General features: G+C 68.8%; 21 protein-coding genes. 12 read left to right on the top strand and 9 right to left on the bottom strand.

The annotated features are described in order from the left end of the window. The first annotated feature begins 10 nt into the window (after nucleotides 1-10). Nucleotides 11-664, top strand: coding sequence for a GntR family transcriptional regulator (locus BM228_RS09495; RefSeq protein WP_092039318.1), 654 nt, complete (start codon nucleotides 11-13; stop codon nucleotides 662-664). A gap of 115 nt (nucleotides 665-779) precedes the next feature. Further along, nucleotides 780-1,721 carry a class I SAM-dependent methyltransferase gene (locus BM228_RS09490; protein WP_092039316.1) on the top strand — a complete coding sequence of 314 codons (942 nt, stop codon included), beginning with the start codon at nucleotides 780-782 and terminating at the stop codon, nucleotides 1,719-1,721. Here the strand turns inward: BM228_RS09490 and BM228_RS09485 are convergent. From BM228_RS09485 to BM228_RS09460, 6 genes are all read right to left on the bottom strand, one after another. Beyond that, nucleotides 1,697-2,377, bottom strand: a complete 681-nt coding sequence (locus BM228_RS09485) for a GntR family transcriptional regulator (RefSeq protein ID WP_092039315.1) — start codon at nucleotides 2,375-2,377, stop codon at nucleotides 1,697-1,699. The genes BM228_RS09490 and BM228_RS09485 overlap by 25 nt on opposite strands. A gap of 60 nt (nucleotides 2,378-2,437) precedes the next feature. After that, complete coding sequence (locus BM228_RS09480) at nucleotides 2,438-5,401, bottom strand: FAD-binding and (Fe-S)-binding domain-containing protein (protein ID WP_092039313.1); 2,964 nt, start codon at nucleotides 5,399-5,401, stop codon at nucleotides 2,438-2,440. A 387-nt stretch (nucleotides 5,402-5,788) separates the two neighbouring features. Next, nucleotides 5,789-7,594, bottom strand: a complete 1,806-nt coding sequence (locus BM228_RS09475; RefSeq protein ID WP_092039312.1) for an IlvD/Edd family dehydratase — start codon at nucleotides 7,592-7,594, stop codon at nucleotides 5,789-5,791. A gap of 11 nt (nucleotides 7,595-7,605) precedes the next feature. After that, entirely contained in the window at nucleotides 7,606-8,340 is a 735-nt protein-coding gene (locus tag BM228_RS09470; RefSeq protein WP_092039310.1) for an SDR family oxidoreductase, read from the bottom strand. Between the two features lie 90 nt (nucleotides 8,341-8,430). Continuing rightward, entirely contained in the window at nucleotides 8,431-9,198 is a 768-nt protein-coding gene (locus tag BM228_RS09465; RefSeq protein ID WP_092039309.1) for an SDR family oxidoreductase, read from the bottom strand. 73 nt (nucleotides 9,199-9,271) lie between these two features. Continuing rightward, nucleotides 9,272-9,973, bottom strand: coding sequence for a GntR family transcriptional regulator (locus BM228_RS09460; protein WP_092039307.1), 702 nt, complete (start codon nucleotides 9,971-9,973; stop codon nucleotides 9,272-9,274). A 119-nt stretch (nucleotides 9,974-10,092) separates the two neighbouring features. Here BM228_RS09460 and BM228_RS09455 point away from each other — a divergent pair, with 119 nt between their 5' ends. The 5 genes from BM228_RS09455 to kce are packed head-to-tail and all read left to right on the top strand — an operon-like array spanning nucleotide 10,093 to nucleotide 16,660. Continuing rightward, complete coding sequence (locus tag BM228_RS09455) at nucleotides 10,093-11,352, top strand: ABC transporter substrate-binding protein (RefSeq protein WP_092039305.1); 1,260 nt, start codon at nucleotides 10,093-10,095, stop codon at nucleotides 11,350-11,352. A 7-nt stretch (nucleotides 11,353-11,359) separates the two neighbouring features. Further along, nucleotides 11,360-12,235: a branched-chain amino acid ABC transporter permease gene (locus BM228_RS09450; RefSeq protein ID WP_091862001.1), complete on the top strand. Its 876-nt coding sequence runs from the start codon at nucleotides 11,360-11,362 to the stop codon at nucleotides 12,233-12,235. Nucleotides 12,236-12,249: 14 nt separating this feature from the next. Beyond that, nucleotides 12,250-14,808 (top strand): branched-chain amino acid ABC transporter ATP-binding protein/permease, encoded by a 2,559-nt coding sequence (locus BM228_RS09445; protein WP_092039304.1) that lies wholly within the window; start codon nucleotides 12,250-12,252, stop codon nucleotides 14,806-14,808. Then, nucleotides 14,805-15,728: a 3-hydroxyacyl-CoA dehydrogenase gene (locus BM228_RS09440; RefSeq protein ID WP_092039302.1), complete on the top strand. Its 924-nt coding sequence runs from the start codon at nucleotides 14,805-14,807 to the stop codon at nucleotides 15,726-15,728. The genes BM228_RS09445 and BM228_RS09440 overlap by 4 nt, the downstream gene beginning before the upstream one ends. A gap of 2 nt (nucleotides 15,729-15,730) precedes the next feature. Further along, the gene (gene kce / locus BM228_RS09435; protein ID WP_092039301.1) at nucleotides 15,731-16,660 is read left to right on the top strand and encodes a 3,5-dioxohexanoate:acetyl-CoA acetone transferase; all 930 of its coding nucleotides are present in this window, start codon (nucleotides 15,731-15,733) and stop codon (nucleotides 16,658-16,660) included. Between the two features lie 40 nt (nucleotides 16,661-16,700). On the opposite strand, the gene BM228_RS09430 is transcribed toward kce, so the two are convergent. Genes BM228_RS09430 through BM228_RS09420 form a run of 3 tightly spaced genes read right to left on the bottom strand, consistent with a single transcriptional unit; the run spans nucleotide 16,701 to nucleotide 19,599 of the window. Further along, nucleotides 16,701-16,988, bottom strand: a complete 288-nt coding sequence (locus BM228_RS09430) for a DUF167 family protein (protein ID WP_092039299.1) — start codon at nucleotides 16,986-16,988, stop codon at nucleotides 16,701-16,703. Between the two features lie 11 nt (nucleotides 16,989-16,999). After that, the gene (locus BM228_RS09425) at nucleotides 17,000-18,370 is read right to left on the bottom strand and encodes an FAD-binding oxidoreductase (RefSeq protein ID WP_092039298.1); all 1,371 of its coding nucleotides are present in this window, start codon (nucleotides 18,368-18,370) and stop codon (nucleotides 17,000-17,002) included. Between the two features lie 35 nt (nucleotides 18,371-18,405). Beyond that, a complete protein-coding gene (locus BM228_RS09420; RefSeq protein WP_092039297.1) occupies nucleotides 18,406-19,599 on the bottom strand; it encodes a fumarylacetoacetate hydrolase family protein in 1,194 nt (397 codons plus the stop codon). Nucleotides 19,600-19,966: 367 nt separating this feature from the next. Here BM228_RS09420 and BM228_RS09415 point away from each other — a divergent pair, with 367 nt between their 5' ends. From BM228_RS09415 to BM228_RS09395, 5 genes are all read left to right on the top strand, one after another. Continuing rightward, the gene (locus BM228_RS09415) at nucleotides 19,967-21,028 is read left to right on the top strand and encodes an ABC transporter ATP-binding protein (protein ID WP_092039295.1); all 1,062 of its coding nucleotides are present in this window, start codon (nucleotides 19,967-19,969) and stop codon (nucleotides 21,026-21,028) included. A 55-nt stretch (nucleotides 21,029-21,083) separates the two neighbouring features. Continuing rightward, nucleotides 21,084-22,394: an ABC transporter substrate-binding protein gene (locus tag BM228_RS09410; RefSeq protein WP_092039293.1), complete on the top strand. Its 1,311-nt coding sequence runs from the start codon at nucleotides 21,084-21,086 to the stop codon at nucleotides 22,392-22,394. Nucleotides 22,395-22,446: 52 nt separating this feature from the next. Next, nucleotides 22,447-23,403: a carbohydrate ABC transporter permease gene (locus BM228_RS09405; RefSeq protein ID WP_092039291.1), complete on the top strand. Its 957-nt coding sequence runs from the start codon at nucleotides 22,447-22,449 to the stop codon at nucleotides 23,401-23,403. After that, the gene (locus tag BM228_RS09400; protein ID WP_092039289.1) at nucleotides 23,400-24,338 is read left to right on the top strand and encodes a carbohydrate ABC transporter permease; all 939 of its coding nucleotides are present in this window, start codon (nucleotides 23,400-23,402) and stop codon (nucleotides 24,336-24,338) included. Before BM228_RS09405 ends, BM228_RS09400 begins: the two co-directional genes overlap by 4 nt. Before the next feature lie 120 nt (nucleotides 24,339-24,458). Then, entirely contained in the window at nucleotides 24,459-26,078 is a 1,620-nt protein-coding gene (locus BM228_RS09395) for a dihydroxyacetone kinase subunit DhaK (protein WP_092039287.1), read from the top strand. Nucleotides 26,079-26,086 lie beyond the last annotated feature (8 nt).

Genomic DNA, 26,086 nt, shown 5'->3' with positions numbered 1-26,086 from the left:
GGATGGAGGCATGAGTCACGCCCAGCGTCTGCGGCAGCGGATCGAGGACGAGATCGTCTCGGGCGAGCTCGCCCTCGGCTCACGTCTTGACGAGAACCAGCTCGCGGCGCGCTTCGGGGTTTCGCGCACGCCGATCCGGGAGGCGCTGCTGCAGCTGGCCGCAACCGGCCTGGTGCAGACGAAGCCCCGGCGCGGGGCCATCGTCAGCGCGCCGGAGCCGCACCTGCTGCTCGCCATGTTCGAGGCCATGGCGGAGATGGAAGCCGCCTGCGGCCGGCTCGCCGCTCGCCGTTTGGTCCCGGAGGATGCCGAGGCGCTCCAGACCGCGCTCGCAGGCTGCAAGGCGGCCATGACCCTTGAGGATCCGGAGGGCTACTACGCCGAGAATTACGTGTTCCACACAGTGGTCTACCGGGCGAGCCGCAACGCCTTCCTGGCCGAGCAGGCTCTGTCGCTGCATCGACGGCTGGCACCCTACCGCAGGTTGCAATTGCGCGTCCGGCAGCGGGTGCCGCAATCGCTGGCCGAGCACGAGGCGATCGTCGCCGCGATCGTGGCTGGCGACGAGGCCGGCGCCGCCGAAGCCCTGCGCAGCCACGTCATCGTCCAGGGTGACCGTTTCACCGACCTCGTGGCCGGCCTTCGGGCACCGAATGCCGCCTGACCCGATCGAAAGCGCGGCTTAACCGCAATCCCCGCGACGATTGCGTAGCCCTGCGATCTGACTCGACTAGAAGTTGCGTCATCAGCATTGTCGTCCGCAGGAAGCGAGGACGGCCATGCTGAAGGACATCGTGAGAAGCGCGGGACGCCGTGCGGGGGTCGACATCTTCCGGGCGAGCACCGAACCGTTCCGCTGGAGCCATACGGTCCACGATTACCACCCGGTGGTGCCGGCCTCCCGCTGGACGCCGGGCAGCGCGCCGCACGGTCATCTCCGCTCGGTCCTGGCCCGGGAAAATGCCGCCTACGACTCCTTCCTCGCCGCGCTGGAAGACCAGGCCGATCTGCTGCACAGCGTGCCGCACGAACCGGCCACCGCCGACCCGGTGACGCCGCACTGGAACAACACGTGGTTCACCGCCCTCGACGCCGCCGCACTGATGACCATGCTGGCCTGGAAGCGGCCGGCTCGCTACCTGGAGATCGGCTCCGGCTGCTCGACCTGCTTTGCCCGCTACACGATCGACGCCCTGAATCTGCCGACGACGATCACCTCGATCGACCCGATGCCCCGACGGGAGATCGACGCGCTCTGCGACTGGACTCTTCGCAGTCCACTCGAAGGCTGCGACCTGAAACTCTTCGAAGAGTTGCGGGCAGGCGACATCGTCTTCTTCGACGGATCGCACCGATCTTTTGCCAATTCCGACGTGACGGTCTTTTTCTTCGAAGTGATGCCGCGGCTCGCGCCCGGGGTGATCGTGCAGATCCACGACATCTTCATCCCGGACGATTACCCCGCCGCGTGGAACTGCCGGCTCTACAACGAGCAGTATCTACTGGCCGCGATGCTGATGTGCGGCGCTCCGCCGTTCCGCGTGACCGTCCCGGTGATGTATCTCTGCCAGGATCCGGCGATGAGCGCCCGGGTCAAGACAGTCTTCGCCGCGCGCGGGCCGGGCCCCGACATCCCGTTCCTCTACCCGAACGATTCCGGCACGCCGGGCGCCTCGTTCTGGTTCGAGATGACGGCTCAGCCCGCTTCGGCGACCCCGTAATTGGCTGCGATCACGGTCTTTTTCCCGCGGATGTGCTCGCGCATCAGGGTGGCGAGGGCGGCCCCGTCCCGGGCGCGCAGCAGCACGATCATGTGCTCGTGCTCCGACACGGCCCGGGCCCATTGGTCCGGGGTCTGCCGGGCGGAATAGCGCGACCGCTGGATCCGGCCCGACAGGCTCTCGTAGATGTTGGCCAGGATGCCGTTGCGGCTCGCCGCCATGATGCCTTCGTGGATCTGCCGGTTGTGGCTGAAATACCCGGCCTCGTCGCCGGCCTTCCAGGCCGCGACCATCGCCCGGTGATCGACCTCGATCGCGTCGATCTCGGCCTCCGAGATCGTCCGGCAGGCGAGATCGCCGGCGGTGGCTTCGAGCCCGGCGATCACCTCCAGCATTTCCTCGAGTTCGGCCTCGGAAATGCTGGCGACCCGCGCGCCGCGGTTCGGGAGCAGTTCGAGCAGGCCCTCCGTCGCCAGGATCTTGATCGCCTCGCGCAGGGGCGTGCGCGAGATCCCGAAGCGTTCGGTCAGCTCGCCTTCGTTGATGCGGGCCTTGGGCTCCATCTCGCCGGTGCGGATCAGTTCCCGCATCCGGTCCGCCACCTCGTCATGGAGATAGCGGCGGCTGATTCCGATGCCGGTGTCGATTTTGTTCATGGGCCGCCGGTGCAAGCAAGGTCGAAGCAACCTATCCTGCCTGTGTAGGTGTCCGGCAATTCAGTGTCGAGGCAGGGGGGCGTGCACGAGCGCGTCATTGAGAACCCGGGCGACATGCTGCGCCTTCAGGCCGAGGCCGTCCTGGATCTGGTGACGGCAGCTCGTGCCGTCAGCGACGACCAGATCGCCGGGGGCCGCCGCCCGCAGGGCCGGGAACAGGGACAGCTCCGCCATGGCGAAGGAGGTTTCGATCGTCTCGGCGCCGTAGCCGAAGGCGCCGGCCATACCGCAGCAGCTCGACTCGATGACCCGCACGTCGAGGCCCGGCACCGTCCGCAGCACCGTCTCCACCGAACCCATCACGCCGAACGATTTCTGGTGACAATGCCCGTGCAGGTGCGCCACCCGGCCGCCCTGGTTCGCCAGCGGCAGCGCGATCCGGCCCGAAGCGAGGTCGGCCGCGAGCAATTCCTCGAACAGCAGCGATTGCTTGGCCAGCAGCGCCGTATCGTCGCCCGGCAGCAAAGCTGAGAACTCATCCCGGAAGGTGAGCAGGCAGGACGGCTCCAGGCCGACCACCCGGGCGCCGGCCCGGACGAACGGCAGCAGCGTGTCGAGGGTCCGGCGCGCCTCGGCGCGAGCTCGGTCGGTCTGTCCCGAAGCCAGCCAGGTCCGGCCGCAGCAGAGCGGCCGCCGCCCGCGGGTCGGGTAGACCCGGTGGATGCGATAGCCTGCGGCCAGCAACACCCGCTCGGCAGCTTCCAGATTCTCCCGCTCGAAAGCGCGGTTGAAGGTGTCGCCGAACAGGATGATGTCGCGGAAATCTCCGGTGACGTCGCCGGGATGGGCTGCCTCACCCTGCTCGCTCCAGGGGCGTCGCCAGCGCGGCAACGAGCGCTTGGCCGAGAGCCCGACCATCCGCTCCGACAGGGCGGCCAGCGCCGGGTGCCGGTCGCGCAGGTTAAGGAGGGGCGCGAGCTTGGCGGCGATGCCGGCGTAGTGCGGCATCAGGCCGATGAGCTGGTCGCGCAGGGGCAGGCCGTGGCGGGCGTGGTAGTGGTGCAGGAACTCGACTTTCATCTTGGCCATGTCGACGCCTGTGGGGCATTCCCGCCGGCAGGCCTTGCACGAGACGCACAGGTCGAGGGTGCGCTTCATCGCCTTGCTGGTGAAGGCGTCCGGCCCGAGCTGGCCGGAGATCGCGAGGCGCAGGGAATTCGCGCGGCCGCGGGTGAGGTGTTCCTCCTCGCGCGTCGCCCGGTAGGACGGGCACATCGCGCCGCCGGCGAGCTTCCGGCAGGTGCCGTTGTTGTTGCACATCTCCACGGCCGAGCCGAAGCCGCCCCAATCCGACCAGTCGAGGGCGGGCTTGAGCGGTTCCGTCACCGCGTAATCCAGCTTGAACCGGAACAGGCTCCGGTCGTCCATGGTCAGCGGCCGGACGATCTTGCCGGGATTGAGCCGGTTCTCCGGGTCGAAGGCGTCCTTCACGGTCTCGAAGGCGCGAGTCAGGACCGGGCCGAACAGCGGCGCGATGTATTCCGAGCGCGAGATGCCGTCGCCGTGCTCGCCGGAATAGGAGCCCTTGTAGCGGCGGACCAGTTCGGAGGTCTCCTCCGCGATGGCGCGCATCCGCTTCACGTCGCCTCCGTCCTTCATGTCGAGGATCGGGCGGACATGGAGGCAGCCCACGGAGGCGTGGGCGTACCAGGTGCCGCGGGTGCCGTGCTTGGTGAACACCTCGGTCACCGCATCGGTGTAGTCGGCGAGGTGCTCAAGCGGCACCGCGCAATCCTCGATGAAGGAGACCGGCTTCGCGTCGCCTTTCATCGACATCATGATGTTGAGGCAGGCCTCGCGCACCTCCCAAACGGAGCGCTGCCGCGCCGGCTCCAGGATCTCGACGACGGCGTCCGGGAAGCCGTGATCGGCCATGCATGCGTCGAGGCGCTTCAGGTCGCGCTTGAGGGCGGCGAGGTCGTCGCCGGCGAATTCCGCCAGCAGCAGGCAGTTCGGCTTGCCGCGGGTGATGTCGGCGAGCGTCGCCCGGAACAATGGGATGTCGGCGCCCAGAACCAGCACGTTGTTGTCGACCAGCTCCACCGCCACGGGGTCGAGGGCGACGATGTGCTGCGTCGTCTCCATGGCGGACCGAAACGACGGGAAGTGGCAGACGCCCATGACCCGATGCGCCGGCAGACGCGACAGCTTTAGGGTGACCGAGGTGGTGGCGGCCAGCGTCCCCTCCGAGCCGACGAGCAGATGCGCGAGGTTCGGACGCGGCTCGACCAGAGCGTCGAGGTTGTAGCCGCCCACGCGCCGCTGCACCTTCGGGTAGCGGGCCTCGATCTCGTCGCGATGGAGGAGGGCGAGGGCACGCATCCGCTCGGCCAGGAATTCGGCCCGGGCCGAGCCTGTGACGCCGGAGGCCGCGTTGCCCGTGAGGCCGAAGCCGAACGCCTCGCCATCGGGAAGCAGGGCTTCCATGGCCAGGACGTTGTCGCTCATCTTGCCGTAGCGCAGGGAGCGGGCGCCGCAGGAATTGTTGCCGGCCATGCCGCCGATGGTGCAGCGGGTCGCCGTCGAGGGCTCGACGGGGAAGAACCAGCCGTCGGCCTTCACCCGCGTGTTCAGCCGCTCCAGCACCATCCCGGGCTCGACCGTGATCGTGCCGCCTTCCGGATCGTAGGCGCGGATGCCGTTGAAGTGCCGCGAGCAATCGACGACGAGGCCGGAGCCGATCGGCTGGCCGTTCTGCGACGTGCCGCCGCCGCGCAGGATTACCGGCGCGCCGTGGTCGGCGGCGATCCGCAGGGTGGCGGCGATGTCGGCGGCCGAGCGCGGCAGGACCACACCGGCCGGCGTGATCTGGTAGATCGAGGCGTCGGTGCTGTAGCGGCCGCGGGTGAACGCGTCGAACCGCGCCTCACCTTGAAGCTGTTCCGCCAGCTTGCGCGGCAAGCCGCCATCCAGACGCGCCGCCGCCCGTGGCGAGACCGCACTTCGAGCCTTGGCTTGCGTCACGGCCGATCCCTCCCGAGGGCGCGTCCCCGCCCATCGAAAGGATCGTATTCAAAATTCACGAGGGAGGAAACGGGTGGTTGTGGGAGGGACCTTTGGGCACACCCTGACGATGTCGGCGCCTGCGGTCTATCTCGACGCCCAAGCAATACACCCTGTCATCCCGGGGCCGCATAGCAGAGCCCGGAATCCAGATCCGCCGAGGAACCATAGGTCTGCGCCGTCGGCGTTTCTGGATTGCGGGCTCGCCTGCGGCGCCCCGGAATGACACAGTGATTGCTCCTGCCGCAGAGACAAAAACTAAGCCCGTAACGAGCTCGGAAATGCCAGAGTTGCGCAGCAGCGTAGTTGCACCTGTTGTCGCCGAACGTCCTTCAGCGGCAAGCCCCGTCAATGATTATCCCGCGGGACGCCCGAGGCCTGCGCCACCTTCTGGAACTTCACCGCGCCCTTCAGCACCATGCCCTCGTTGAGCTGCGCCACCTGATCCCGGTAGATCTCCTGCCAGGGCGTCTGGGTGGCCGGGTAGGGGAAGTCGCCCCGGCTCGCCAAGTCGGAACGGCGGCGCTCCAGCTCCTCGGGCGGGAGCAGGATGTCGGCCCGGCGGGTGTTGAGGTCGATGCGGACCCGGTCCCCGGATTGGAGCAGGGCCAAGCCGCCGCCCACCGCCGCCTCCGGTGAGGCGTTGAGGATCGCGGGGGTCCCGGAGGTGCCGGATTGGCGGCCGTCGCCGATGCAGGGGAGGGAGGTCACGCCACGGCGGATCAGCGCGCCCGGCGGCTGCATGTTCACCACCTCGGCCGCGCCGGGATAGCCCACCGGGCCGGCGCCGCGCATGATCAGCACGGTGGTCTCGTCGATCCCGAGCGCCGGATCGTCGATGCGGTCGTGGTAATCCTCCGGCCCGTCGAACACGACCACGCGGCCCTCGAAGGCCATCGGGTCCTCGGGGTTGCGCAGGTAGCGGGCGGCGAACTCTTCTGAGATCACGCAGGTCTTCATGATCGCCGAGTCGAACAGGCTGCCCTTGAGGTTGAGGAAGCCGGCCCGCTCCATCAGCGGCGTCTCGTAGGCCCGGATCACCTCGCGGTTCCAGCTGTGCCGGCCGCGATAGTTCTCGCCGACGGTGAGCCCATTGCAGGTCGGCGCCTCGGTGTGGACCTTCCCGGCCTCGATCAGCTCGGCGAAGACGGCCGGCAGGCCGCCCGCGCGGAAATACTCCTCGCCCAGCCAGCGGCCGGCGGGCTGCATGTCGACCAGCAACGGGATCTCGAAACCGACCCGCTCCCAGTCGTCGCAGGTCAGCGGCACGCCGATATGCTTGGCGATGGCGTTGATGTGGATCGGCGCGTTGGTCGAGCCGCCGATGGCGGCATTGGCCACGATGGCGTTCTCGAACGCCTCCCGGGTCAGGATGTCAGAGGGCTTCAGGTCTTCCCAGACCATGTCGACGATGCGCAGGCCGGTGGCGTAGGCCGCCTGACCGCGCTCGCGATAGGGCGCCGGGATCGCCGACGAGCCGGGCAAAGCGAGGCCGAGGGCTTCGGCGAGCGCGTTCATGGTCGAGGCCGTGCCCATCGTGTTGCAATGGCCCGTGGACGGCGCCGAGGAGCCGACAATGTCCATGAATTGCTGGAAGTCGATATCGCCGGCCGCATGGCGCTCCCGGGTCTTCCAGACGATCGTGCCCGAGCCGGTCAATTCCTTCTGGAAGTAGCCGTTAAGCATCGGACCGACATTGAGCGAGATCGCCGGGATATTCACCGTGGCCGCCGCCATCAGGCAGGCCGGCATGGTCTTGTCGCAGCCGGTGAGCAGCACGACCCCGTCGAGGGGATAGCCGTACAGGACCTCGACCAGCGACAGGTAGGCGAGGTTGCGGTCGAGGCTCGCGGTCGGCCGCTTGCCGGTCTCCTGGATCGGGTGGCATGGGAACTCGAAGGCGACGCCGCCCGCCGCCGTGATGCCGTCGCGCACACGCTTGGCCAGCTCCAGATGGTGCCGGTTGCAGGGAGACAGGTCCGAGCCGGTCTGGGCGATGCCGATCAGCGGCTTGCCGGAGCGCAGCTCGGCCGGCGTGAGCCCGAAATTGAGGTAGCGCTCCAGATACAGCGCGGTCATGCCGGGATTGTGCGGATTGTCGAACCACGCCTTCGAGCGAAGGTCGGCGGGGGTCACGCGGCGCTTGTCGCTCATGGTCGAAATCCTCAGATCGTCATGCCACCGTCGATGGAATAGCTCTGGCCGGTCACGAAGGCGGCCTCGTCGCTCGCCAGGAACACCACCAGCGGAGCGATCTCCTCGGCCTTGGCCAATCGGCCCATGGGCTGGCGGGCGATGAAGGCCTTGCGGGCCTCCACGGGGTCGTCGAACGCGTTGATCCGGTCGGCGAGTGAGGGCGTGTCGACTGTGCCGGGGCAGACGCAGTTGCAGCGGATTCCGCGGCCGACGTAATCCGCCGCCACCGACTTGGTCAGGCCGATCACCGCCGCCTTGGTCAGCCCGTAGACGAAGCGGTTCGGCAGGCCGCGGAGCGACCCGGCGACGCTCGCCATGTTGACGATGCTGCCGGCGCCGGCCTCCAGCATCCGGGGCAGGACTGCGCGGATCGTCCAGAATTGCGACCGGACGTTGAGGTTCACGGCGAAGTCGAAATCGGCATCGCTGGCCTCGAGCACCGTCCCGGCATGGACGTAGCCGGCGCAGTTGAACAGCACGTCGATCCGCTCGAGCGTCCCGGCCACGGCCTCGATCTGAGCCCGGTCCAGCACGTCGAGGGGCGCGGTGGTGACGTTCTCCACGCCCTCGAAGGTCCGAAGCGCCTCCGCCCGGACATCGGTGGCGAGCACCCGCGCACCCTCGCGCGCCATCGCCAGGACGCTCGCCCGGCCGATGCCCTGGCCGGCGGCGGTGACCAACGCTGTCTTGCCCGCGAGACGCATGCTCCGATCCTCCCATTGGCGCGGTCGTGGTGCCGCTTGGGTGTCAGTCTGCCGCGATCCGCGCGGCGGCGGAACCCGTGGTGCCGGGTTTCATGAGAGCATCCTTGTGTCGCCGTCGATGGAGATCGCCTGGCCGGAGATGGTCCGGCCCCGGGGCGAGCACAGCAGCAGGATCTGGTCGGCGAGTTGGCGGGCGGTGACGTAGTCCTTCACCGACACGAACGAGAAGGCGCGGGCCTCCATCTCGGCAAAGCTCGTACCCTGCTGCTGCGCCTTGGCCTCCAGGACCCGGCGCTGCCGGTCGCCGGCGACCAGACCGGGCAGGATCGCGTTCACCCTTACGCCGGCCTCGCCCAGCTCGATCGCCAGGGACTTGGTGAAGCCGATCACGCCCCATTTCGCCGCCGCGTAGGGGCTGCGGAGGCCGAAGCCGAACTTGCCGGCCGCCGAGGACAGGTTGACGATCGAGCCGTTGCTGCTCGCGCGCAGGTGCGGCACCGCCAGCCGGGCGCAGTTGAATTGGCTGGTGAGGCAGACCGTCAGGCAGCGGTCCCATTCCTCCGGGGCGATCTCCTCGACCCGCCCGGTCGGACCGGCGATGCCGGCATTGTTGACGAGCACGTCGAGGCCGCCGAGGTGATCGACCGCCTGATCCATCATGGCGGCGACCTGCGCCCGGTCGGCGACGTCGGTGCGGCTGCGCCCGACCTCGCCGGGCAGAACCGCGAGCGCCGCCTCGTCGATGTCACAGGCGAAGACCCGGGCGCCTTCCTCCAGAAACGCGTCGACGATGCCGCGTCCGATGCCGGCGGCGCCTGCCGTTACGAGCACGCGTAAGCCGGCGATTCCGAGATCCATCCTTTTTCTTCCTCTCTCAAGGCATCGTCCCGGAAGGCGGCAGCGGGCCTCCCGGAACGAGGCGCACCAAAAGCTACGCGTCCCGCAGGCCCCCGCGAGACAGGATGAAATCCGCCGCCTCGCGGATATCGGCGGCTAGAGCTGCGGCGGCGGCTGGCCCATCCCGGGCCTCGATCGCGACCAGCGCCTCGGCGTGCCGCTGCAGCGCGAAGCCCTGGAGCAGCCGCTCGGGATGTGCGCGTAGGTCGAGGTTGATCACCGGCCCCGCCTTCAGCCAAAGCCGGGCGATGACCTCTTGGAGCGGCGCCAGCCCGCAAGCGGCATAGATCGCGAAATGCAGGTCGCGGTTGAGCCGGACCGCCCGGGCGCAATCGGGCTCCGCCGAGCCGGCCTCCGCCCGGAACGCCGCCTCGGCCCGACGGATCGCGGCGAGCTCCGCCTCGCTCCGATGCTCGGCGGTCCGGGCGGCGGCCAAGCCCTCGATCGCCATGCGGGTCTCGGCCAGCGCCCGGAAGTCCCGCGCGGTCATAATCGGCACCCGGATCGCCCGGGTCGGCGCGACTTCCAGAACGCCGTCGGCCACGAGGCGGCTCACGGCCTCGCGCACCGGCATCACCGAGACGCCGAGCGCCGCCGCGCTCTGGCGCAGGGACAGCCGGTCGCCAGGCGCCAGCCGTCCGGAGGCGAGCAGATCCGCCAGGGCCTCGTAGGCGGTGTCGGCGAGGGTGCGCCGCTCCAACTGGGGCAATTCGGCCAGAGCCAATCTAGAACTCATGTGCCGACACTAGACGCATGTGGCACTATCGCGCTAGTGATCTGTGATCACAGTTTGGGTAAGGGCCGCCAGAGCCCGTCAAAAATGCCCGGCTGGAGGAAACGCACGGGAGCGGAACGATGACGGATCGGTTCGGGGATTCTCTCTCACGCCGCAGCCTGCTGCGGGCCGGCGGTGCGGCCCTCATCGCACCGGCACTGGCCAGCCCGGCCCTGTCCCAGGGGCAGTCCGACGTGATCCGGATCGGCCACCTGACCCCGCGCACCGGTTTCCTCGGGCCATTGGGCGAGTTCGCGGTTCAGGCCGCCCAGCTCGCCGTCGAGGAGATCAATGCCGGCGGCGGCATCGCCGGCCGCAAGGTCGAGCTTCTGTCGGAGGACAGCGTCAATCCGCAAACCGCCTCGGCCAAGGCCGAGCGCATGGTCCAGCGCGACCGGGTCGCCTGCCTGGTCGGCGAGATCAACTCGGCTTCGGCGCTCGCGATCAGCCAGGTGGCCCAGCGCCAGAAGGTGCTGTTCATCAACACCGGTGCGAACTCGGACGCGCTGCGCGGCGCCGATTGCAAGCGCTACCTGTTCCACGTCGAAGCGCAGAACACGATGATGGTTCGGGCCGCCGGCCGCGCCCTGGTCGAGAAAGGTCTGATCAAGGGCAAGAAGGTCTACGCGCTGACCGCCGACTACGCCTTCGGGCACGACCTGCTGAAGCAAGCCAAGAAGTTCTTCGCCGCCAACGAGGCGACCATCGCGGGCGAGGATCTGATCCCCACCGAGCTCACCGACTTCTCGCCCTTCCTGCTCAAGCTGCGCCAGGGCCGGCCGGACCTGGTGATCTGCAACCTCGCGGGCGCCCAGATCACCAACTTCCTGAAGCAGTACAGCGAGTTCGGCCTCCCGTTTCCGGTGGCCGGCTTCGGCTTCGACACGGCGCTCGCCTGGGGCGCCGGCCCAGGCAACTTCCTCGGTACATGGCCGGTGATCTGGCACCATCAGATCGAGTCGCCCTCGGCCAAGAAATTCGTGGCGGCGTTCCGGGCCAAGTACAAGAAGCCCCCGGAGAACCAGGGCTGGGGCGACTATACGGCGATGAAGATCATCGCCCAGTCCATGAACGAGCTGAAATCGACCGATTCGACCCAGGTCGTCGAGCATCTGGAGAAGGGCGCGACCTTCGACATCGCCAAGACCCGCGAGGGCTATTTCCGCCCCTGGGATCACGAACTGATGCAGGAGATGTACGCGATTACCGCCCTGCCGGCCGATCAGGTCAAGAACCCCTACGACATCTTTACCGCGACCGGGCCGCTGCCCGGCGCCGGCGAGAACCTGGAGGTTCTTGCGACCACCCGCGACGAGAACGCCTGCACCTTCCCGGCGTGAGGCGGTCATGCAGCTCGTCTTCATCCTGGAGCAGGTGCTCAACGGCCTGCTGATCGGCGTCCAGTACCTGCTGATCGCGCTGGGCCTGTCGCTGATCTTCAGCCTCGGCGGGATCGTAAATCTCGCCCACGGCGCGTTCTACGCCATCGGCGCCTACCTGACGGTGATGCTGACCCCCACGATCGGCTTCGGCGGCGCGCTCGTCGCCTCGCCGTTGCTGGTGGCGGTCCTCGGCCTCGTGATCGAGCGGTTTCTGCTCCGGCGGTTCTACCGGGGTGACCCAACGCTCGGCCTGCTCCTGACCTTTGGCCTCGCCATGGTCGCCGAGCAGGCGCTGCGCATGGCGTTCGGGGCGGCGCCGCTGCCCTACGGGATCCCGAGTTGGCTGCGCGGCCAGGTGTTCATCGGCGACCTGATCTACTCGCGCTACCGGCTATCCATCCTGGTGGTGGCCTTGGCCTGCGTCGGCGGCCTGTGGCTGCTCCTAACCCGCACCAGCTTCGGCCGCGTTGTCCGGGCCGGCGTCCAGAACCCCGATATGGTCGCGGCGCTGGGCATCTCGCTGCGGCCCTACATGACCGCCGTCGTGACGATCGCCGTGGGTCTCGCCGCGCTCGCCGGCACCATGATGGCGCCGGTCACCGGTGTGCATCCCGCCATGGGCGCGGAAATCCTGACCTTCGCCTTCGTGGTGGTGGTGATCGGCGGACTCGGCTCGTTCTGGGGCGTCGTCTTCGCGGCGCTGATCGTCGGCGTCGTCCGGGGGCTGACAGCCTACGCCTACCCGCCGGCCACGGAGGCCGCGGTCTACGGCCTGATGGTGCTCGTCCTGCTGCTGCGCCCGCGCGGCCTGTTCGGCGAGCAGATCGCCCGATTCGAGTGAGTGGGAGCAGCCCCATGTCCGGAACCGCCGAACCGCTGCCGCTCGCCATGCCTCAGCGCGGGCTGATCCTGCGCGAGAGCCGCCAGCTCTGGGCGGCGCTCGCCGCCCTGATCGTCCTGCCCTTCGCCCTCGACGCGATCGGCCTGACGCTCATCACCGCCACCGACGTGGTGATCTTCGCGCTGGCCGTCCTCGGCCTCAACATCCTGGTCGGCTGGACCGGCCTCGTCTCCTTCGGCCACGGGGCATGGTTCGGGATCGGTGCCTACGCGGTGGCGATCCTTCAGACCCGTCTGGAGCCGAGCGACATGGCCCTGCCGCTCTTCGGCGCGCTGGCGATCACCGGCCTCGCGGCGCTTGCCGGCGGCGCGCTGATCCTGCGGCGGCGGGGCGTCTATTTCTCGCTGCTGACCCTGGCGTTCACCGCGATGCTCTACGCCATCGCGTTCCGCTGGACCGATCTCACCGGCGGCGAGAACGGCATCGGCAACCTGCATCGCTGGGAGGCGTTGCAGCAGCCCGGCGCCTATTATGCGGCCGTTTCCGGCATCGCTTTCCTCGTCCTCGTCGGGCTCTGGCGGTTCCGCCGCTCGCCGATGGGGACCGTGCTGGTCGCGATCCGCGAGAACGAGCAGCGCGCCGGTTTCCTCGGCTACGCGACCAACCGCTACAAGCTCGCCGCCTTCGTGATCTCGGCCTCGATCACCGGGCTCGCCGGGGCGCTCTCCGCCTACAGCCACCGCTTCACCTCGGCCGACCCGATCTCCATCGCGTTCTCGGGCGAGTTGCTCGCCATGGTGGTGATCGGCGGGATGCGCTCGTTCCTCGGGCCGGCGCTCGGCGCGCTGTTCTACATCCTGTTCCGGGAATTCCTGTCGATCTACACTGCCGACTGGCTGCTGTATTTCGGGCTGCTGTTCGTCGCCTTTATCGTGTTCTCGCCGGACGGGCTCGTGGGCATCGCGGCGCGGCTGATGCGGCCGTTCCGCCGCGTGCCGAGCGAGGGCGCCGCGATGTCAGCCCGCCGGGCCGGCGCCTCCGGCCGGGTGCCCGCTCGGTTCATCGCCGAGGGGCGGACCGACGGGCCGGTCCTGATCGCCGAGGATATCCGCAAAAGCTTCGGGCCGGTGGCGGCGGTGCGTGGCGTGTCCTTCGCGGTGGCCGACCGGACCCTGCACGCGCTGATCGGGCCGAACGGCGCCGGCAAGACCACGGCGTTCAACCTGCTCTCCGGCATGTTCCGGCCGAACGCCGGCCGGATCCTCCTCGACGGGCACGAGATCGCCGGGCTCGAGCCGCACGCCATCACCCGGGCCGGGCTCGGGCGCTCGTTCCAGATCACCAACCTGTTCCCCGGCCTGTCCGTGGAGGAAAACATCCGGCTCGCGGTCCAGGCGCGCCATCCGGCCCATATGAGCCCCTGGCGCGACGCCCTCGGTGTCCGGGAAATCGCCGACGACACGGCCGAGCTTCTGCGCTGGACCGGGCTCGCCGGGATCGAGAAGGCGGAGGCCGGTAGTCTCTCCTACGGCGGCCAGCGGCTCCTCGACATGGGCCTGGCTCTGGCCACGCGGCCCCGGGTGCTGCTGCTGGACGAGCCCCTGGCCGGCCTCGCCGCTGCTGAGCGCGAGCGCGTCGGCGACCTGATCAAGGCGCTGTCGGCCGACATCCCGGTGCTGCTCGTGGAGCATGACATCGACCGGGTGTTCCGGCTCGCCGATCGGGTCACCGTCATGGCCGACGGGGCCGTGCTGGTCGACGGATCCGTGACCGATGCCCGGGACGACGAACGCGTCCAGGCGGTCTATCTCGGCTCGGGCACGGAGGCGATCGCCGCCAAGCCCCGGGCGAGCGCGGCTGCTGCCGAGACGCTGCTCTCAATGGCGGGTGTCGATACCTTCTACGGCAAGTCGCACATCCTCAACGGTATCGACCTCACCGTGCACAAGGGCGAGGTGGTGGCCCTGCTCGGCCGTAACGGCGCCGGCAAGTCGACCCTGTTGAAGACGCTGATCGGCACCGCACCCCCGGCCGCCGGCCGCATCGTGCTGGCCGGCCACGACATCGCCGGGCTGACGCCCGACCGGATCGCCCGGCTCGGCATCGGCTACGTACCGCAGGGTCGGGCGCTGTTCTCCGGGATGACCGTCGCCGAGAATCTCGGCCTCGGCCGGCTGCGGCGGCTCACCGGCGCGGGCATCCACTGGGACGAGGACAAGGTGCTGGAATTCTTCCCGCGGCTAAAGCAGCGCTGGACCGTCGACGCCGCGCGCCTGTCGGGCGGCGAGCAGCAGATGGTGGCGGTGGCCCGGGCGCTGTCGGGTGACACCCGCCTCCTGCTGCTCGACGAGCCGTTCGAGGGCCTGTCGCCGGCGGTGACCGAGGAACTGTTCGAGGCGTTCGACCGTCTGCGCCGGGAGATCGCGATCATCCTGGTCGATCACCACCTCGACCTCGCGCTGGCGCTCTCGGACCGCACCGTCGCGCTGGAGCGCGGCAGCGTCCAATGGACCGGCGAGTCGCGCTTGCTGCGCGACGATCAGGAACTGCGGCGGAAGGTTCTGTGGCTATGACCGACAGCGTCGCGATCATCGGCTCCGGCCTGATCGGCCGGGCCTGGGCGATGATTTTCGCCCGCGCCGGCTGGGATGTGCGCCTGTTCGATGCCGCGGACGGCGTCGCAGAGGCCGCGATCCCGCTCTGCGCCGAGGGCCTTCGGACACTGGCGGAGCACGGGCTCTGCCCCGATCCGGAAGCCGCCTCCGGCCGCATCCGCGCACCGGAAGGCTTGGCCGCCTGCCTCGACGGCGTCGGCTTCGTCCAAGAGAACGGGCCGGAACGGCTCGACGTGAAGCAGGCTTTGTTCGCCCAACTCGACGCGCTGGCGCCGCCGGACGCGATCATCGCCTCGTCCTCCTCGGCGATCCGCTGCTCGCTGTTCACGGAAGACCTGCCCGGCCGCGGGCGCTGTCTGATCGGCCATCCGGTGAACCCGCCGCACCTGATCCCGCTGGTGGAGATTTCCGGGGCGCCTTGGACGGACACCGCGGTTCTGGAGCGAGCCCGAGCGACTTACGAAGCCATAGGGCAAGTGCCGATCACCGTCCTCAAGGAAATTGAGGGCTTCATCCTCAACCGCCTCCAGGGGGCACTGCTGGCGGAGGCGTTCCGCTTGGCCTCTGAGGGCTACGTGACGCCGCAGGATCTCGACAAAACCGTCGCGGACGGGCTCGGCTTGCGCTGGAGCTTCATGGGGCCGTTTGAGACGATCGAGCTGAACGCCCCCGGCGGCATCGCCGATTACTGCGCCCGCTACACCGGCTTCTACAAGAGCCTCGCCGCCGATCCGGCCCCGCCCGCAATCTACGAGGCGCCGGCCACCGAGGCGATCCTGGCGCAGTGGCGGGCGCCCACGGATCTCCCCGCCCGCATGCGCCGCCGGGATGACCGGCTGGCAGCCCTGCGGGCCCACAAGCTTTCAAAGAAGGACTGAGCATGGCCCCCCAGCGGAAAGTCATCATCACCTGCGCCGTCACGGGTGCGATCCACACGCCGAGCATGTCGCCGCATCTGCCGGTGACGCCGGAAGAGATCGCCGACGCCGCCATCGGCGCCGCCGAGGCCGGGGCGGCGATCGTCCACCTGCACGCCCGCGACCCCGAAACGGGGCAGCCGGACCAGACGCCCGAGGCCTTTGCCAAGTTCCTGCCGGTGATCAAGCAGCGCTCGGGCTGCGTGGTGAACCTCACCACCGGCGGCGCGCCGACCATGTCGATTGAGGAGCGGGTGCGCCCGGCCGCGACCTTCCAGCCGGAGGTCGCCTCGCTTAATCTCGGCTCGATGAATTTCGGCCTGTTCGGGATGCTCGACCGCTTCAAGGACCTGAAGCACCCGTGGGAGCGCGACTATCTCGGCAACAAGGACATCATCTTCCGCAACTCGTTCGGCCAGATCGAGCACATCCTCACCACCTGCGCGCCGAACGGCACCAAGTTTGAGTTCGAGTGCTACGACACCGCCCACCTCTACAATCTCAAATACTTCTTCGATCGCGGCTTGGTGAAGGCGCCGCTGTTCATCCAGACGGTGTTCGGCCTGCAGGGCGGCATCGGCGCGCATCCGGACGACGTGATGCACATGAAGCGCACCGCCGACCGGCTGTTCGGCGATCAGTACCAATGGTCGGTGCTGGGGGCCGGCCGCAACCAGATGAACATCGCCGCCATGGCCGCCGCGATGGGCGGCAACATCCGCGTCGGCCTGGAGGACAGCCTCTGGGACGGCCCCGGCAAGCTCGCCGAGACCAACGCCGCGCAGGTCCGCCGCGTCCGCGCGATCATCGAGGGGCTGGGCCTCGCGGTCGCCTCGCCGGACGAGGCGCGAGAGATGCTGGCGCTCAAGGGCGGGGACAAGGTCGCATTCTGAGGAGCGTTCGGGCCGGGATGGATCAATCTCGGCCCGTTGTTCACTCCGGCGCACCGAACGTACGATCGAGATCGGCCTGGGTAATACCGTCGATCTCCAAAATCTTCAGTCGGCTTTGGTCGCCGGCGGCGATCCGGACCGAGCTGCGGCCGATCTTGAGCGCTTTGGCGATCATCTTTTCGAGCGCCGCATTGGCGGCGCCATCGACCGGCGGCGCGGAAACCCGCGCCTTGAGATAAGGCTGGCCTTTCTCGTCTCGCGCCCAGCCATCCGCCGCATCGCGCCCGCCGCGCGGCGTGAGACGCACGGCCAGCCGGATCGCCGCCATCGAACCGGCCTTCAGAAAATCTTGCCCGGGTTCAGCCGGTTGTCCGGGTCGAGCGCGCGCTTGATCAACCGCATAGCGCCGATTTCCTCCGGGGAGCGCGACAGGGGCAGCTTGCCGCGCTTCTCCAGGCCGATGCCGTGCTCGGCCGAGACCGAGCCGTTCAGCTCGGCCAGCGGTGCGTAGATCGCCGCGTCGATGGCGGCGTTGCCCGCGGGGTCGAGGCGGGTCGTGTTCCAGTGCAGGTTGTTGTCGCCGATATGCCCGTAGACCACCGCGCGGCAGCCTGGGATTGCCGCCAGGCGCTCAAGCGTCGCCCGGACGTAGCCGTCCATCTTCGAGAGCGGCACGCTGACGTCGAAGGCGCGCTCGATCCTGTCGGCGTTCAGGTGCTCGACCCGGTCGCGGATGCGCCACATCCCCCGGCGCTGCTCCTCCGAGGAGGCCACCGCCGCGTCGAGGATCGTGCCCTCACCCATCAGGCCTTCGAGGAGGCCGAGGAACCGGTCGGATTCCTCCGGCACGCACTCGACCTCGATGATGGCGTAGAACGGATAGTCGTAGCTCAGCGGCGCCGTCGCCCGACCGGGGGCGGTCATCACCTGATAGAAATCCGGCCAGAGGCCCTCGAAGGATGACACGCGCCCCTGGAACGCGCTCTGGGCGGCGCGCAGGACCCGGGCGCCGTCATCCACCCCCGGGCAGGCGATCAGCGCGGTGGCGTATCCGGCCGGCTCCGGGCGAAGCCGCAGGACGGCGCGGGTGACGATGCCGAGCGTCCCTTCGGTGCCGACGAAGATCTGTTTCAGGTCCAGGCCGGTGTTGTTCTTGATCAGCGGCCGCATCGACGAGACCACCGTGCCGTCGGCGAGCACCGCCTCCAGACCCAGCACCATCTCGCGCATCATGCCATAGCGCAGCACGCGCAGGCCGCCGGCATTGGTCGAGATTGCGCCGCCGATCGTGGCCGATCCGCGGGCTCCGAGATCGAGGGGGAAGAACAGGCCGCTCTCCGTGGCCGCGTTCTGCACGCTCTCGATGGTGGCGCCGGTGCCGACCACCACGGTCATGCCCAGCGGATCGACTGGCTCGATGCCGGTCATGCGCTCGGTGGACAGGGTGATCTCGTCCGGGGCGCAGAGGGTGCCGTCGACGAGACCGGTCGCGCCGCCGCGCGGGACCACCGCGACACCGGCTGCGTGACAGGCCGCCATCACGGCGCTCGTCTCGGTTGTGTTGCGCGGCCGGACCAGGGCGAGCGCTGCGCAGGGCTCGGTCGGCCGGGTCCAGTTCGCCGAGCGGCCGAGCAATTCTTCGCCGGTGATGACGCCGGACGGCCCGACGATGTCGGAGAGACGCGCGAGGATGGATTCGGCTTCTGTCATCGGCGTGTTCCGGGGAGCTTCAGCGCGAGCCTCTGTCACAGAATCCCGCGCGCCGCGAGGTTGCGCATCAGCGCGCGGGCGCCGAACGTCCAGGGCTCGCAGGCGTCGCAGGGGCGCATCCGGTTGACGAGGCGGCCGAGTTCCGGGCTCGCCACCACCACGCGGTCGTTCTCCGCATGGGTGAAGCCGAGGCCCGGCCCGTGCCGGTCCTGGATCGGCGCGAACATGGTGCCGAGCAGCAGGATCGCGCCATCGGGATAATCGTGCGTGCGCCCCATCAGGGCTGCGACCAGCTCCTCCGGATCGCGGCTGATCTCGGCCAGCGGCGAGGTGCCCTCCATCCGGAACCCATCGGTCCCAGTTACTTCGAGGGTTACGGTGGTCCGCCGGATGTCGTCGAGGCCAAAGGTTTCGTCGAACAGGCGAAGGAACGGCCCGAGGGCGCAGGAGGCGTTGTTATCCTTCGCCTTACCGAGCAGCAGCGCAGACCGTCCTTCGAAGTCCCGCAGGTTCACGTCGTTGGCGAGCGTCGCACCCACCATCCTCTGTTTGGACGAGACCGCCAGGGCCACCTCGGGCTCGGGGTTGTTCCAGTGCGAATCCGGGTGCAGCCCGGCATCGGCGCCGCAGCCGACCGCGGAGAGCGGCTGCGCCTTGGTGAAGATCTCGGCATCCGGTCCGATTCCAACCTCGAGATACTGGCTCCAGGCGCCCTGGGCGACCAGCACCTCCTTGAGCGCCATGGCTTCCTGCGAGCCGGGCTTCAGCCGGCGCAGGTCGCGGCCGACCAGGCGCTCGACCTCGGCGCGGATCGCCGAAGCGGCGGCGAGATCGCCCCGGGCCCGCTCCTCGATGACCCGCTCCAGCATGGAGGTCGCGAAGGTGACGCCGGCGGCCTTCAGCGCCTGGAGGTCCACCGGGGCGAGGAGCCACGGACGCCCGGCATCGCGGCTGTCGGGCGGGGTGTTGGCGACGATCGCGTCGAGGCTGCCGAGATCCGCGCCCTCGGCGGAACGCAAGGCCGCGGCGGGGTCCGGCGCCTCGCACAGGTCGCTGACGGTGGGAAATCGGGCGGTGATGTCCACGACCCGCATCGCGCCGTCTGGATCCGGCCGGATCGCCACGACGCTCGGACCGTTCACATCCGGGCGCCACACCCGGCCGACCAGGGCGCCGCGACCGGCATCGTCGGGCAGGATCTCGCGGGCGCTCAGACCGGATAATGCCATGCTGTCCTCATCCCTCGGAATTTTTTGGTCTTTCGCCTCGCTGGTCCGCGCGCGATCCGTCCTGGACAGTGCGCCGCCAGCGGGGCCGGCATGAGCCGCCTTAGCACCCAGCTTCGATTCGAGCGCCGGCAGAATGTTTCATGCCGGCAGCCTCGTCACCGATCCAATGCGGTGGTCCGGATGAGTCGCTCTTCAGGACGACTCCGCGCGTAATCCCATCACCTGCACAAAAAATCCATAGGGAAGACCCTGACAGAAGCGAGCTATGATTTAAAATTCAGATGCCGTCGGCTTGCTTTCCGAAAAGCGCTCCCGTGTACTGCTTCCAGAGGAGTCGCCGTCAGAGCGACCCTGATCGGGAGGAAGCATGGCCTCGGTGGGAATCCGCGAGGTTCGCAAGGCTTTCGGGTCGACGAACGTCCTCCACGGCGTCTCCGTAGATATACGGGACGGCGAGTTCGTGATCCTGGTCGGGCCTTCGGGCTGCGGAAAGTCGACCTTGCTGCGCATGATCGCCGGGCTGGAGAATATCTCCGGCGGCGAGATCCGTATCGGCGAGCGTGTGGTCAATGATGTCCCGCCCAAGGAGCGGGACATCGCGATGGTGTTCCAGAACTACGCGCTCTATCCGCATCTCACGGTCCGCGAGAACATGGCGTTCTCCATGCGGATCAGGAAAGCCGGATCGGCCGAGATCGACACGCGGGTCAGCAAGGCCGCGCAGATCCTCGGGCTGACGCATCTCCTCGACCGCTACCCGCGCCAGCTCTCCGGCGGGCAGCGCCAGCGCGTCGCCATGGGGCGAGCCATCGTGCGCGATCCGCAGGTCTTCCTGTTCGACGAGCCGCTCTCGAACCTCGACGCCAAGCTACGCGTGGCGATGCGCACCGAGATCAAGGAGCTGCACCAGCGCCTGAAGACCACGACCATCTACGTCACCCACGACCAGATCGAGGCCATGACCATGGCCGATCGGATCGTGGTGATGCATGACGGCGTGGTCGAGCAGATCGGCCCGCCGCTGGAGCTCTACGACCGGCCCGACAACCTGTTCGTGGCGGGCTTCATCGGATCGCCCGCGATGAATTTCGTGCACGGCACGGTGCGCCGGAACGGCCACCTGGTCTTCGCTGCCGATACGGGGCTGATCATCCCCCTGACCGAGGCGCCGGCCGGCGCCGAGGGCCGCAAGCTGGTCCTCGGGATGCGGCCCGAGCATTTCGACCTCGCGCCGGACGGGATCGCCGCCGAGGTCGTGGTGGTCGAGCCCACCGGCTCCGAGACGATGCTGGCGGTGCGGGCCGAGGGCCAGGACTTCACCTGCGTGCTGCGCGAGCGCGTCAGCGAGGGGCCGGGCGAGACCGTCCACCTGCGGCCGAACCGTGTGCACTTCTTCGATGCCGAGACGGGCCGGCGCCTGCCGACCTGACGCGCCGCCGAACCCGGTCCCCGGCGGACCGATCCACCCAGGGAGTGACGCCACGATGTCCAAACTCGACCGCCGATCCCTCCTGGCGGGCGCCGCCGCGACCGGCCTCGCCGCCGGCGCCGATCTCCTCGGCTTCGCCCGGGCCTGGGCCCAGACCGCCGAATGGAAGCCGGAGCCCGGGGCCAGCCTGTCGGTGCTGCGCTGGAAGCGCTTCATCCCCAGCGAGGACGAGGCGTTCCTGCGCATGGTCGACGCCTTCACCAAGGCGACCGGCGTCAAAGTCTCGGTCACCAACGAATCCTTCGACGACATCCAGCCCAAGGCATCGGTGGCGGCCAATACCGGGCAGGGTCCCGACATGGTCTGGGGCCTGTTCTCGTTCCCGGCCCTGTTCCCGGACAAGTGCCTGCCGCTGGAGGACGTCGCTGAATCCCTGGCCAAGAAGTACGGCCCCTGGTTCCCGTCGGCGGAGGCCTACGGCAAGGTCAAGGGCAAGTGGATCGCGATTCCCGTGGGCTTCAACGGCGGCTACCCGAACTACCGCATCTCGGCCATGCAGAAGGCCGGGTTCAGCAAGTTCCCCGAGGATACCGCCGGCTTCCTCGAACTGTGCCGGGCGCTCAAGAAGAACAACACCCCGGCCGGCTTCGCCCTCGGTCACGCCACCGGCGACGCCAACACCTGGTGCCACTGGGCGCTCTGGTCCCATGGCGGCAACCTGGTCGACGCCAATGAGAAGATCGTGATCAACTCGCCCGAGACCGCCAAGGCGCTCGAATACGTCAAGTCGATGTACGAGACCTTCGTGCCCGGAACCGTGTCCTGGAACGATTCCTCGAACAACAAGGCGTTCCTGGCGGGCGATCTGTACCTCACCCACAACGGCATCTCGATCTACGCCGCTGCCAAGAAGGACAACCCGAAGCTCGCCGAGGACATGGACCACGCTGTCTGGCCGATCGGTCCCGCCGGCAAACCCACCGAGTTCCAGCTCGCCTTCCCGATTCTGGCGTTCAAGTATTCGAAGGCACCCAACGCCTGTAAGGCGTTCATCGCCTTCATGATGGAGGCTTCGAACTACGGTCCGTGGATCGAGGGGGCGCAGGGCTACCTCTGTGAGCCGCTGTCGAACTACCCCAAGAACCCGATCTGGACGAGCGATCCGAAGAACGCGGTCTTTGCCGAGGCGGGACGGCGGTCGCTCGCGGCCGGCGGCCAGGCGCCGGTGAGCGAGCGCATCGCCGCGGTGCTCGCCGACTTCGTCGTGGTCGACATGTTCGCGAGCCACTGCACCGGCCGGGAGGACGTGAAGACCGCGATCCGCAATGCCGAGCGCGCGGCCCAGCGCATCTTCCGCAACACCTGAACGCGGCTGGCCGCGGGCGCCCCGCCCGCGGCCTCGATCCCGAGGCGAACCCATGGCGCACACGGCCCTGACCCAGCCTGCCCCGCTCGCGGTCCCGACGCGCTCAGGATGGCAACGCCTGCGCGCCAGCCGCGGCTGGGCGGGCTTCTGGTTCATGCTGCCGACGGCGCTGATCCTCGGCCTGTTCCTCGCCTATCCGCTGCTGAAGGGCATCTGGCTGTCCTTCACCAATACCCGGATCGGCCGGGAGGGCGTCTTCATCGGCTTGGAGAACTACGCCTGGCTCTGGGACGACGACGTGTTCTGGATCTCGGTGTTCAACACCTGCCTGTACACGGCCGTGGCGTCGGTGGTGAAGTTCGCGGTCGGCCTCTACCTGGCGCTTCTTCTCAACAAGAACATGCCGTTCAAGTCGATCGTCCGGTCGATCGTGCTGATCCCGTTCGTGGTGCCCACCGTCCTCTCGGCGATCGCGTTCTGGTGGATCTTCGATAGCCAGTTCTCGATCATCTCGTGGTCGCTGCGCCATCTCGGAGTCATCGACGGCAACATCGACTTCCTCGGTGAGCCCACCATGGCGCGGGCCTGCGTGATCTTCGCCAATATCTGGCGCGGCGTGCCGTTCATCGCGATCACGCTGCTCGCCGGGCTCCAGACGGTCTCGCCCTCGCTCTACGAGGCCGCGACGCTCGACGGCGCCTCGAACTGGCAGATTTTTTCCCGCATCACCTTGCCGCTGCTGACGCCGATCATCGCCGTGGTGATGACCTTCTCGGTGCTGTTCACCTTCACCGACTTCCAGCTGATCTGGGCGATGACCCGGGGCGGCCCGGTCAACGCCACGCACCTGATGGCGACCCTGTCGTATCAGCGCGGCATCCTCTCCGGGACGCTCGGCGAGGGCGCGGCGATCGCCACCGCGATGGTGCCGTTCCTGCTCGCCGCGATCGGCATCTCGTGGTTCGGCCTCCAGCGCCGGGCCTGGCAATCCGGGGGAACCGACCGATGAGCGCGCCCGCTCCACCCGCCCATGCCGACCCGCGCCTCGCACCCGTGATCGCGGCCCGCCCCGCCGGGCTGACCGACGACAGCGAGGGAATGGCCTATCTCGAGCGGCTGCCCCGGCGGCTCGTGACCACCTACCTGCCGCTCCTCATCATCCTCGTGGTGCTGCTCTTCCCGTTCTACTGGATGGCGCTGACGGCGATCAAACCGGACGAGCAGCTGATCGACATGGAGCGGTTCAACCCGTTCTGGGTGGTGGATCCGACGCTGAAGCACATCAACAAGCTGCTGTTCGAGACCCAGTATCCGCGCTGGCTCTGGAACACGATGTACGTGTCGGTCGCCGCCACGATCCTGTCGCTGTTCGCCAGCGTGCTCGCGGCCTATGCCTGCGTGCGCGTCCGCTTCAACGGCGCGGGCTGGGTCGGCGCCGCGATCTTCCTCGCCTACCTCGTGCCGCCCTCGATCCTGTTTATCCCGCTCGCCACGATCATCCAGGCCTACGGACTGTTCGACTCGCCGATCGCCCTGATCCTGGCCTATCCGACCATCCTGATCCCGTTCTCGACTTGGCTGCTGATGGGCTACTTCAAGACCATCCCCTACGAACTGGAGGAATGCGCGCTGATGGACGGCGCGAGCCGCTGGCAGATCCTGACCAAGATCATCCTGCCGCTCGCCTTCCCGGGCCTGATCTCGGCCGGGATTTTTTCCCTGACGCTCTGCTGGAACGAGTTCATCTACGCGCTGACCTTCCTGTCCTCGACGCAGAACAAGACCGTGCCGATCGCGGTGGTCAGCGAGTTCGTGGATGGCGACGTCTACAAGTGGGGCTCGCTGATGGCCGGCGCCCTGCTCGGCTCCCTGCCGCTGGTGATCCTCTACTCGTTCTTCGTCGAGTATTACGTCTCCGCCCTCACCGGCGCCGTGAAGGAATAGGTCAGGACGCCGAGGAAACCTGCCGCCGGCCGTTGCGCCGGCGGCCGCGATTGCTCAGACAAGCCGCTGTGACGGCGCGCAGGGAGACACCTGCGAACCGCGATCGCAGAAGGTCACGCCATGGCCCATTTCATCGAGACCCGCGCCACCCTGGTCACCGACGCCATCGCGGGCCTGCTGGCCGCCAGCGGCGGCCGCCTCGCCCGGCTCGACGGCGATCCCGGGATCCGCGTGGTGCTGCGGGCCGAGATCGATCCCGGCAAGGTCGCGGTGATCTCCGGCGGCGGCTCAGGCCATGAGCCAGCCCATGCCGGCTTCGTCGGTCCGGGCATGCTGAGCGCGGCGGTGTGCGGCGATGTCTTCGCCTCGCCCAGCGTCGACGCGGTTCTCGCCGGCATCCTGGCGGTGACCGGGCCGGCCGGCTGCCTGCTGATCATCAAAAACTATGCGGGCGACCGCCTCAACTTCGGCCTCGCCGCCGAACGCGCCCGGGCGCTTGGGAAAAAGGTCGAGACCGTGATCGTGGCCGACGACATCGCGCTGCGGGAGGCGAAGCAGCCCCGGGGCGTGGCCGGCACCTTGTTCGTCCATAAGATCGCGGGTCATGCCGCCGAGGCCGGCGCACCGCTCGAGACGGTGGCGGCTCTCGCCCGCCGGGTTGCGGCCTCCGCCCAGTCGCTCGGCATCGCGGTCTCCACCGCCACCATCCCCGGCTCGCCGCGCAGCGAACGCCTGGCCGAAGGGCAGGCCGAGCTCGGCCTCGGCATCCACGGCGAGCCGGGGGTCGAGCGGATCACGCTGCCGCAGGCGGGCGATCTGGCGCGGCTGATGACCGAACGTTTTTCGGGCGCAGACCCGCTGGCGCTGCTGGTCAACAATCTCGGTTCGGCCACAGCCTTGGAGATGCAGGTCCTGACCCAGGCCGTCCTGGCCACCGAACTCGGCCGGCGGGTGCGCCTGCTCCTCGGCCCGGCGCCGCTGATGACGGCGCTCGACATGCACGGCGCCTCGCTGTCGATCCTGCCCCTGGACGATGTGCTCGAAGAAGCCCTCCTGGCGCCGGTGCCCCTTCCGGCTTGGCCCGGCGCGGTGCGGATCGCCCCGCCGGTCCTGCGCCCGATCCCGGAGGGACTGGCGGGCGAGGCCTTCACGCCGTCGCGGGATCCGATCGTGGCCGCCCGGATCGCCGCCGTGACGCGGGCCCTCATCGCCGCCGAGGTGGCGCTGAACGCCCTCGACGCGAAGGTCGGCGACGGCGACACCGGCACGACCTTCGCGGGCGCGGCCCGGGCGGTCGCGGCGGATCTCGACCGGCTGCCCCAGGCCGATCCGCCCGCCCTGTGCCGCGCGCTCGCCGAGCGGATCGGCCGCGCCGTCGGCGGCTCCAGCGGCGTGCTGGCCTCGATCTTCTTCGCCGCCACCGCGTCCGCGCTCACGGACGGCACCGCCTGGCCCGACGCCCTGGCCCAGGGCGTGGCCCGGGTGCGCAACTACGGCGGCGCCGGCCCGGGCGACCGCACGCTGCTGGACTCGCTAATCCCGGCGCTCAATGCGCTGCAAGCCGGCGGCCTCGACGCCGCCGCGGCTGCCGCCCGCTCAGGGGCCGCCGCCACGGCCCGGATGGACCGCGCCGCCACCGGCCGTTCCAGCTACCTCGCGGCTGCGGATCTCGCCGGCGTGGAGGATCCGGGGGCAGCCGGGGTCGCGGCGGCGTTCGAGGCGCTGGCGGCGGCCCGTTGACGGTCGAT

This window comes from Methylobacterium pseudosasicola, from assembly GCF_900114535.1.
Lineage (GTDB): Bacteria > Pseudomonadota > Alphaproteobacteria > Rhizobiales > Beijerinckiaceae > Methylobacterium > Methylobacterium pseudosasicola.
This window is presented reverse-complemented; position numbering and strand designations above follow the sequence as displayed.

Excerpts from the sequence above, each read along its gene's own strand:
- BM228_RS09495 (WP_092039318.1), top strand. The coding sequence starts at position 11 with ATGAGTCACGCCCAGCGTCTGCGGCAGCGGATCGAGGACGAGATCGTC.
- BM228_RS09490 (WP_092039316.1), top strand. The coding sequence starts at position 780 with ATGCTGAAGGACATCGTGAGAAGCGCGGGACGCCGTGCGGGGGTCGAC.
- BM228_RS09485 (WP_092039315.1), bottom strand. The coding sequence starts at position 2,377 with ATGAACAAAATCGACACCGGCATCGGAATCAGCCGCCGCTATCTCCAT.
- BM228_RS09475 (WP_092039312.1), bottom strand. The coding sequence starts at position 7,594 with ATGAGCGACAAGCGCCGCGTGACCCCCGCCGACCTTCGCTCGAAGGCG.
- BM228_RS09470 (WP_092039310.1), bottom strand. The coding sequence starts at position 8,340 with ATGCGTCTCGCGGGCAAGACAGCGTTGGTCACCGCCGCCGGCCAGGGC.
- BM228_RS09465 (WP_092039309.1), bottom strand. The coding sequence starts at position 9,198 with ATGGATCTCGGAATCGCCGGCTTACGCGTGCTCGTAACGGCAGGCGCC.
- BM228_RS09460 (WP_092039307.1), bottom strand. The coding sequence starts at position 9,973 with ATGAGTTCTAGATTGGCTCTGGCCGAATTGCCCCAGTTGGAGCGGCGC.
- BM228_RS09455 (WP_092039305.1), top strand. The coding sequence starts at position 10,093 with ATGACGGATCGGTTCGGGGATTCTCTCTCACGCCGCAGCCTGCTGCGG.
- BM228_RS09450 (WP_091862001.1), top strand. The coding sequence starts at position 11,360 with ATGCAGCTCGTCTTCATCCTGGAGCAGGTGCTCAACGGCCTGCTGATC.
- BM228_RS09445 (WP_092039304.1), top strand. The coding sequence starts at position 12,250 with ATGTCCGGAACCGCCGAACCGCTGCCGCTCGCCATGCCTCAGCGCGGG.
- BM228_RS09440 (WP_092039302.1), top strand. The coding sequence starts at position 14,805 with ATGACCGACAGCGTCGCGATCATCGGCTCCGGCCTGATCGGCCGGGCC.
- kce (WP_092039301.1), top strand. The coding sequence starts at position 15,731 with ATGGCCCCCCAGCGGAAAGTCATCATCACCTGCGCCGTCACGGGTGCG.
- BM228_RS09430 (WP_092039299.1), bottom strand. The coding sequence starts at position 16,988 with ATGGCGGCGATCCGGCTGGCCGTGCGTCTCACGCCGCGCGGCGGGCGC.
- BM228_RS09425 (WP_092039298.1), bottom strand. The coding sequence starts at position 18,370 with ATGACAGAAGCCGAATCCATCCTCGCGCGTCTCTCCGACATCGTCGGG.
- BM228_RS09420 (WP_092039297.1), bottom strand. The coding sequence starts at position 19,599 with ATGGCATTATCCGGTCTGAGCGCCCGCGAGATCCTGCCCGACGATGCC.
- BM228_RS09415 (WP_092039295.1), top strand. The coding sequence starts at position 19,967 with ATGGCCTCGGTGGGAATCCGCGAGGTTCGCAAGGCTTTCGGGTCGACG.
- BM228_RS09410 (WP_092039293.1), top strand. The coding sequence starts at position 21,084 with ATGTCCAAACTCGACCGCCGATCCCTCCTGGCGGGCGCCGCCGCGACC.
- BM228_RS09405 (WP_092039291.1), top strand. The coding sequence starts at position 22,447 with ATGGCGCACACGGCCCTGACCCAGCCTGCCCCGCTCGCGGTCCCGACG.
- BM228_RS09400 (WP_092039289.1), top strand. The coding sequence starts at position 23,400 with ATGAGCGCGCCCGCTCCACCCGCCCATGCCGACCCGCGCCTCGCACCC.
- BM228_RS09395 (WP_092039287.1), top strand. The coding sequence starts at position 24,459 with ATGGCCCATTTCATCGAGACCCGCGCCACCCTGGTCACCGACGCCATC.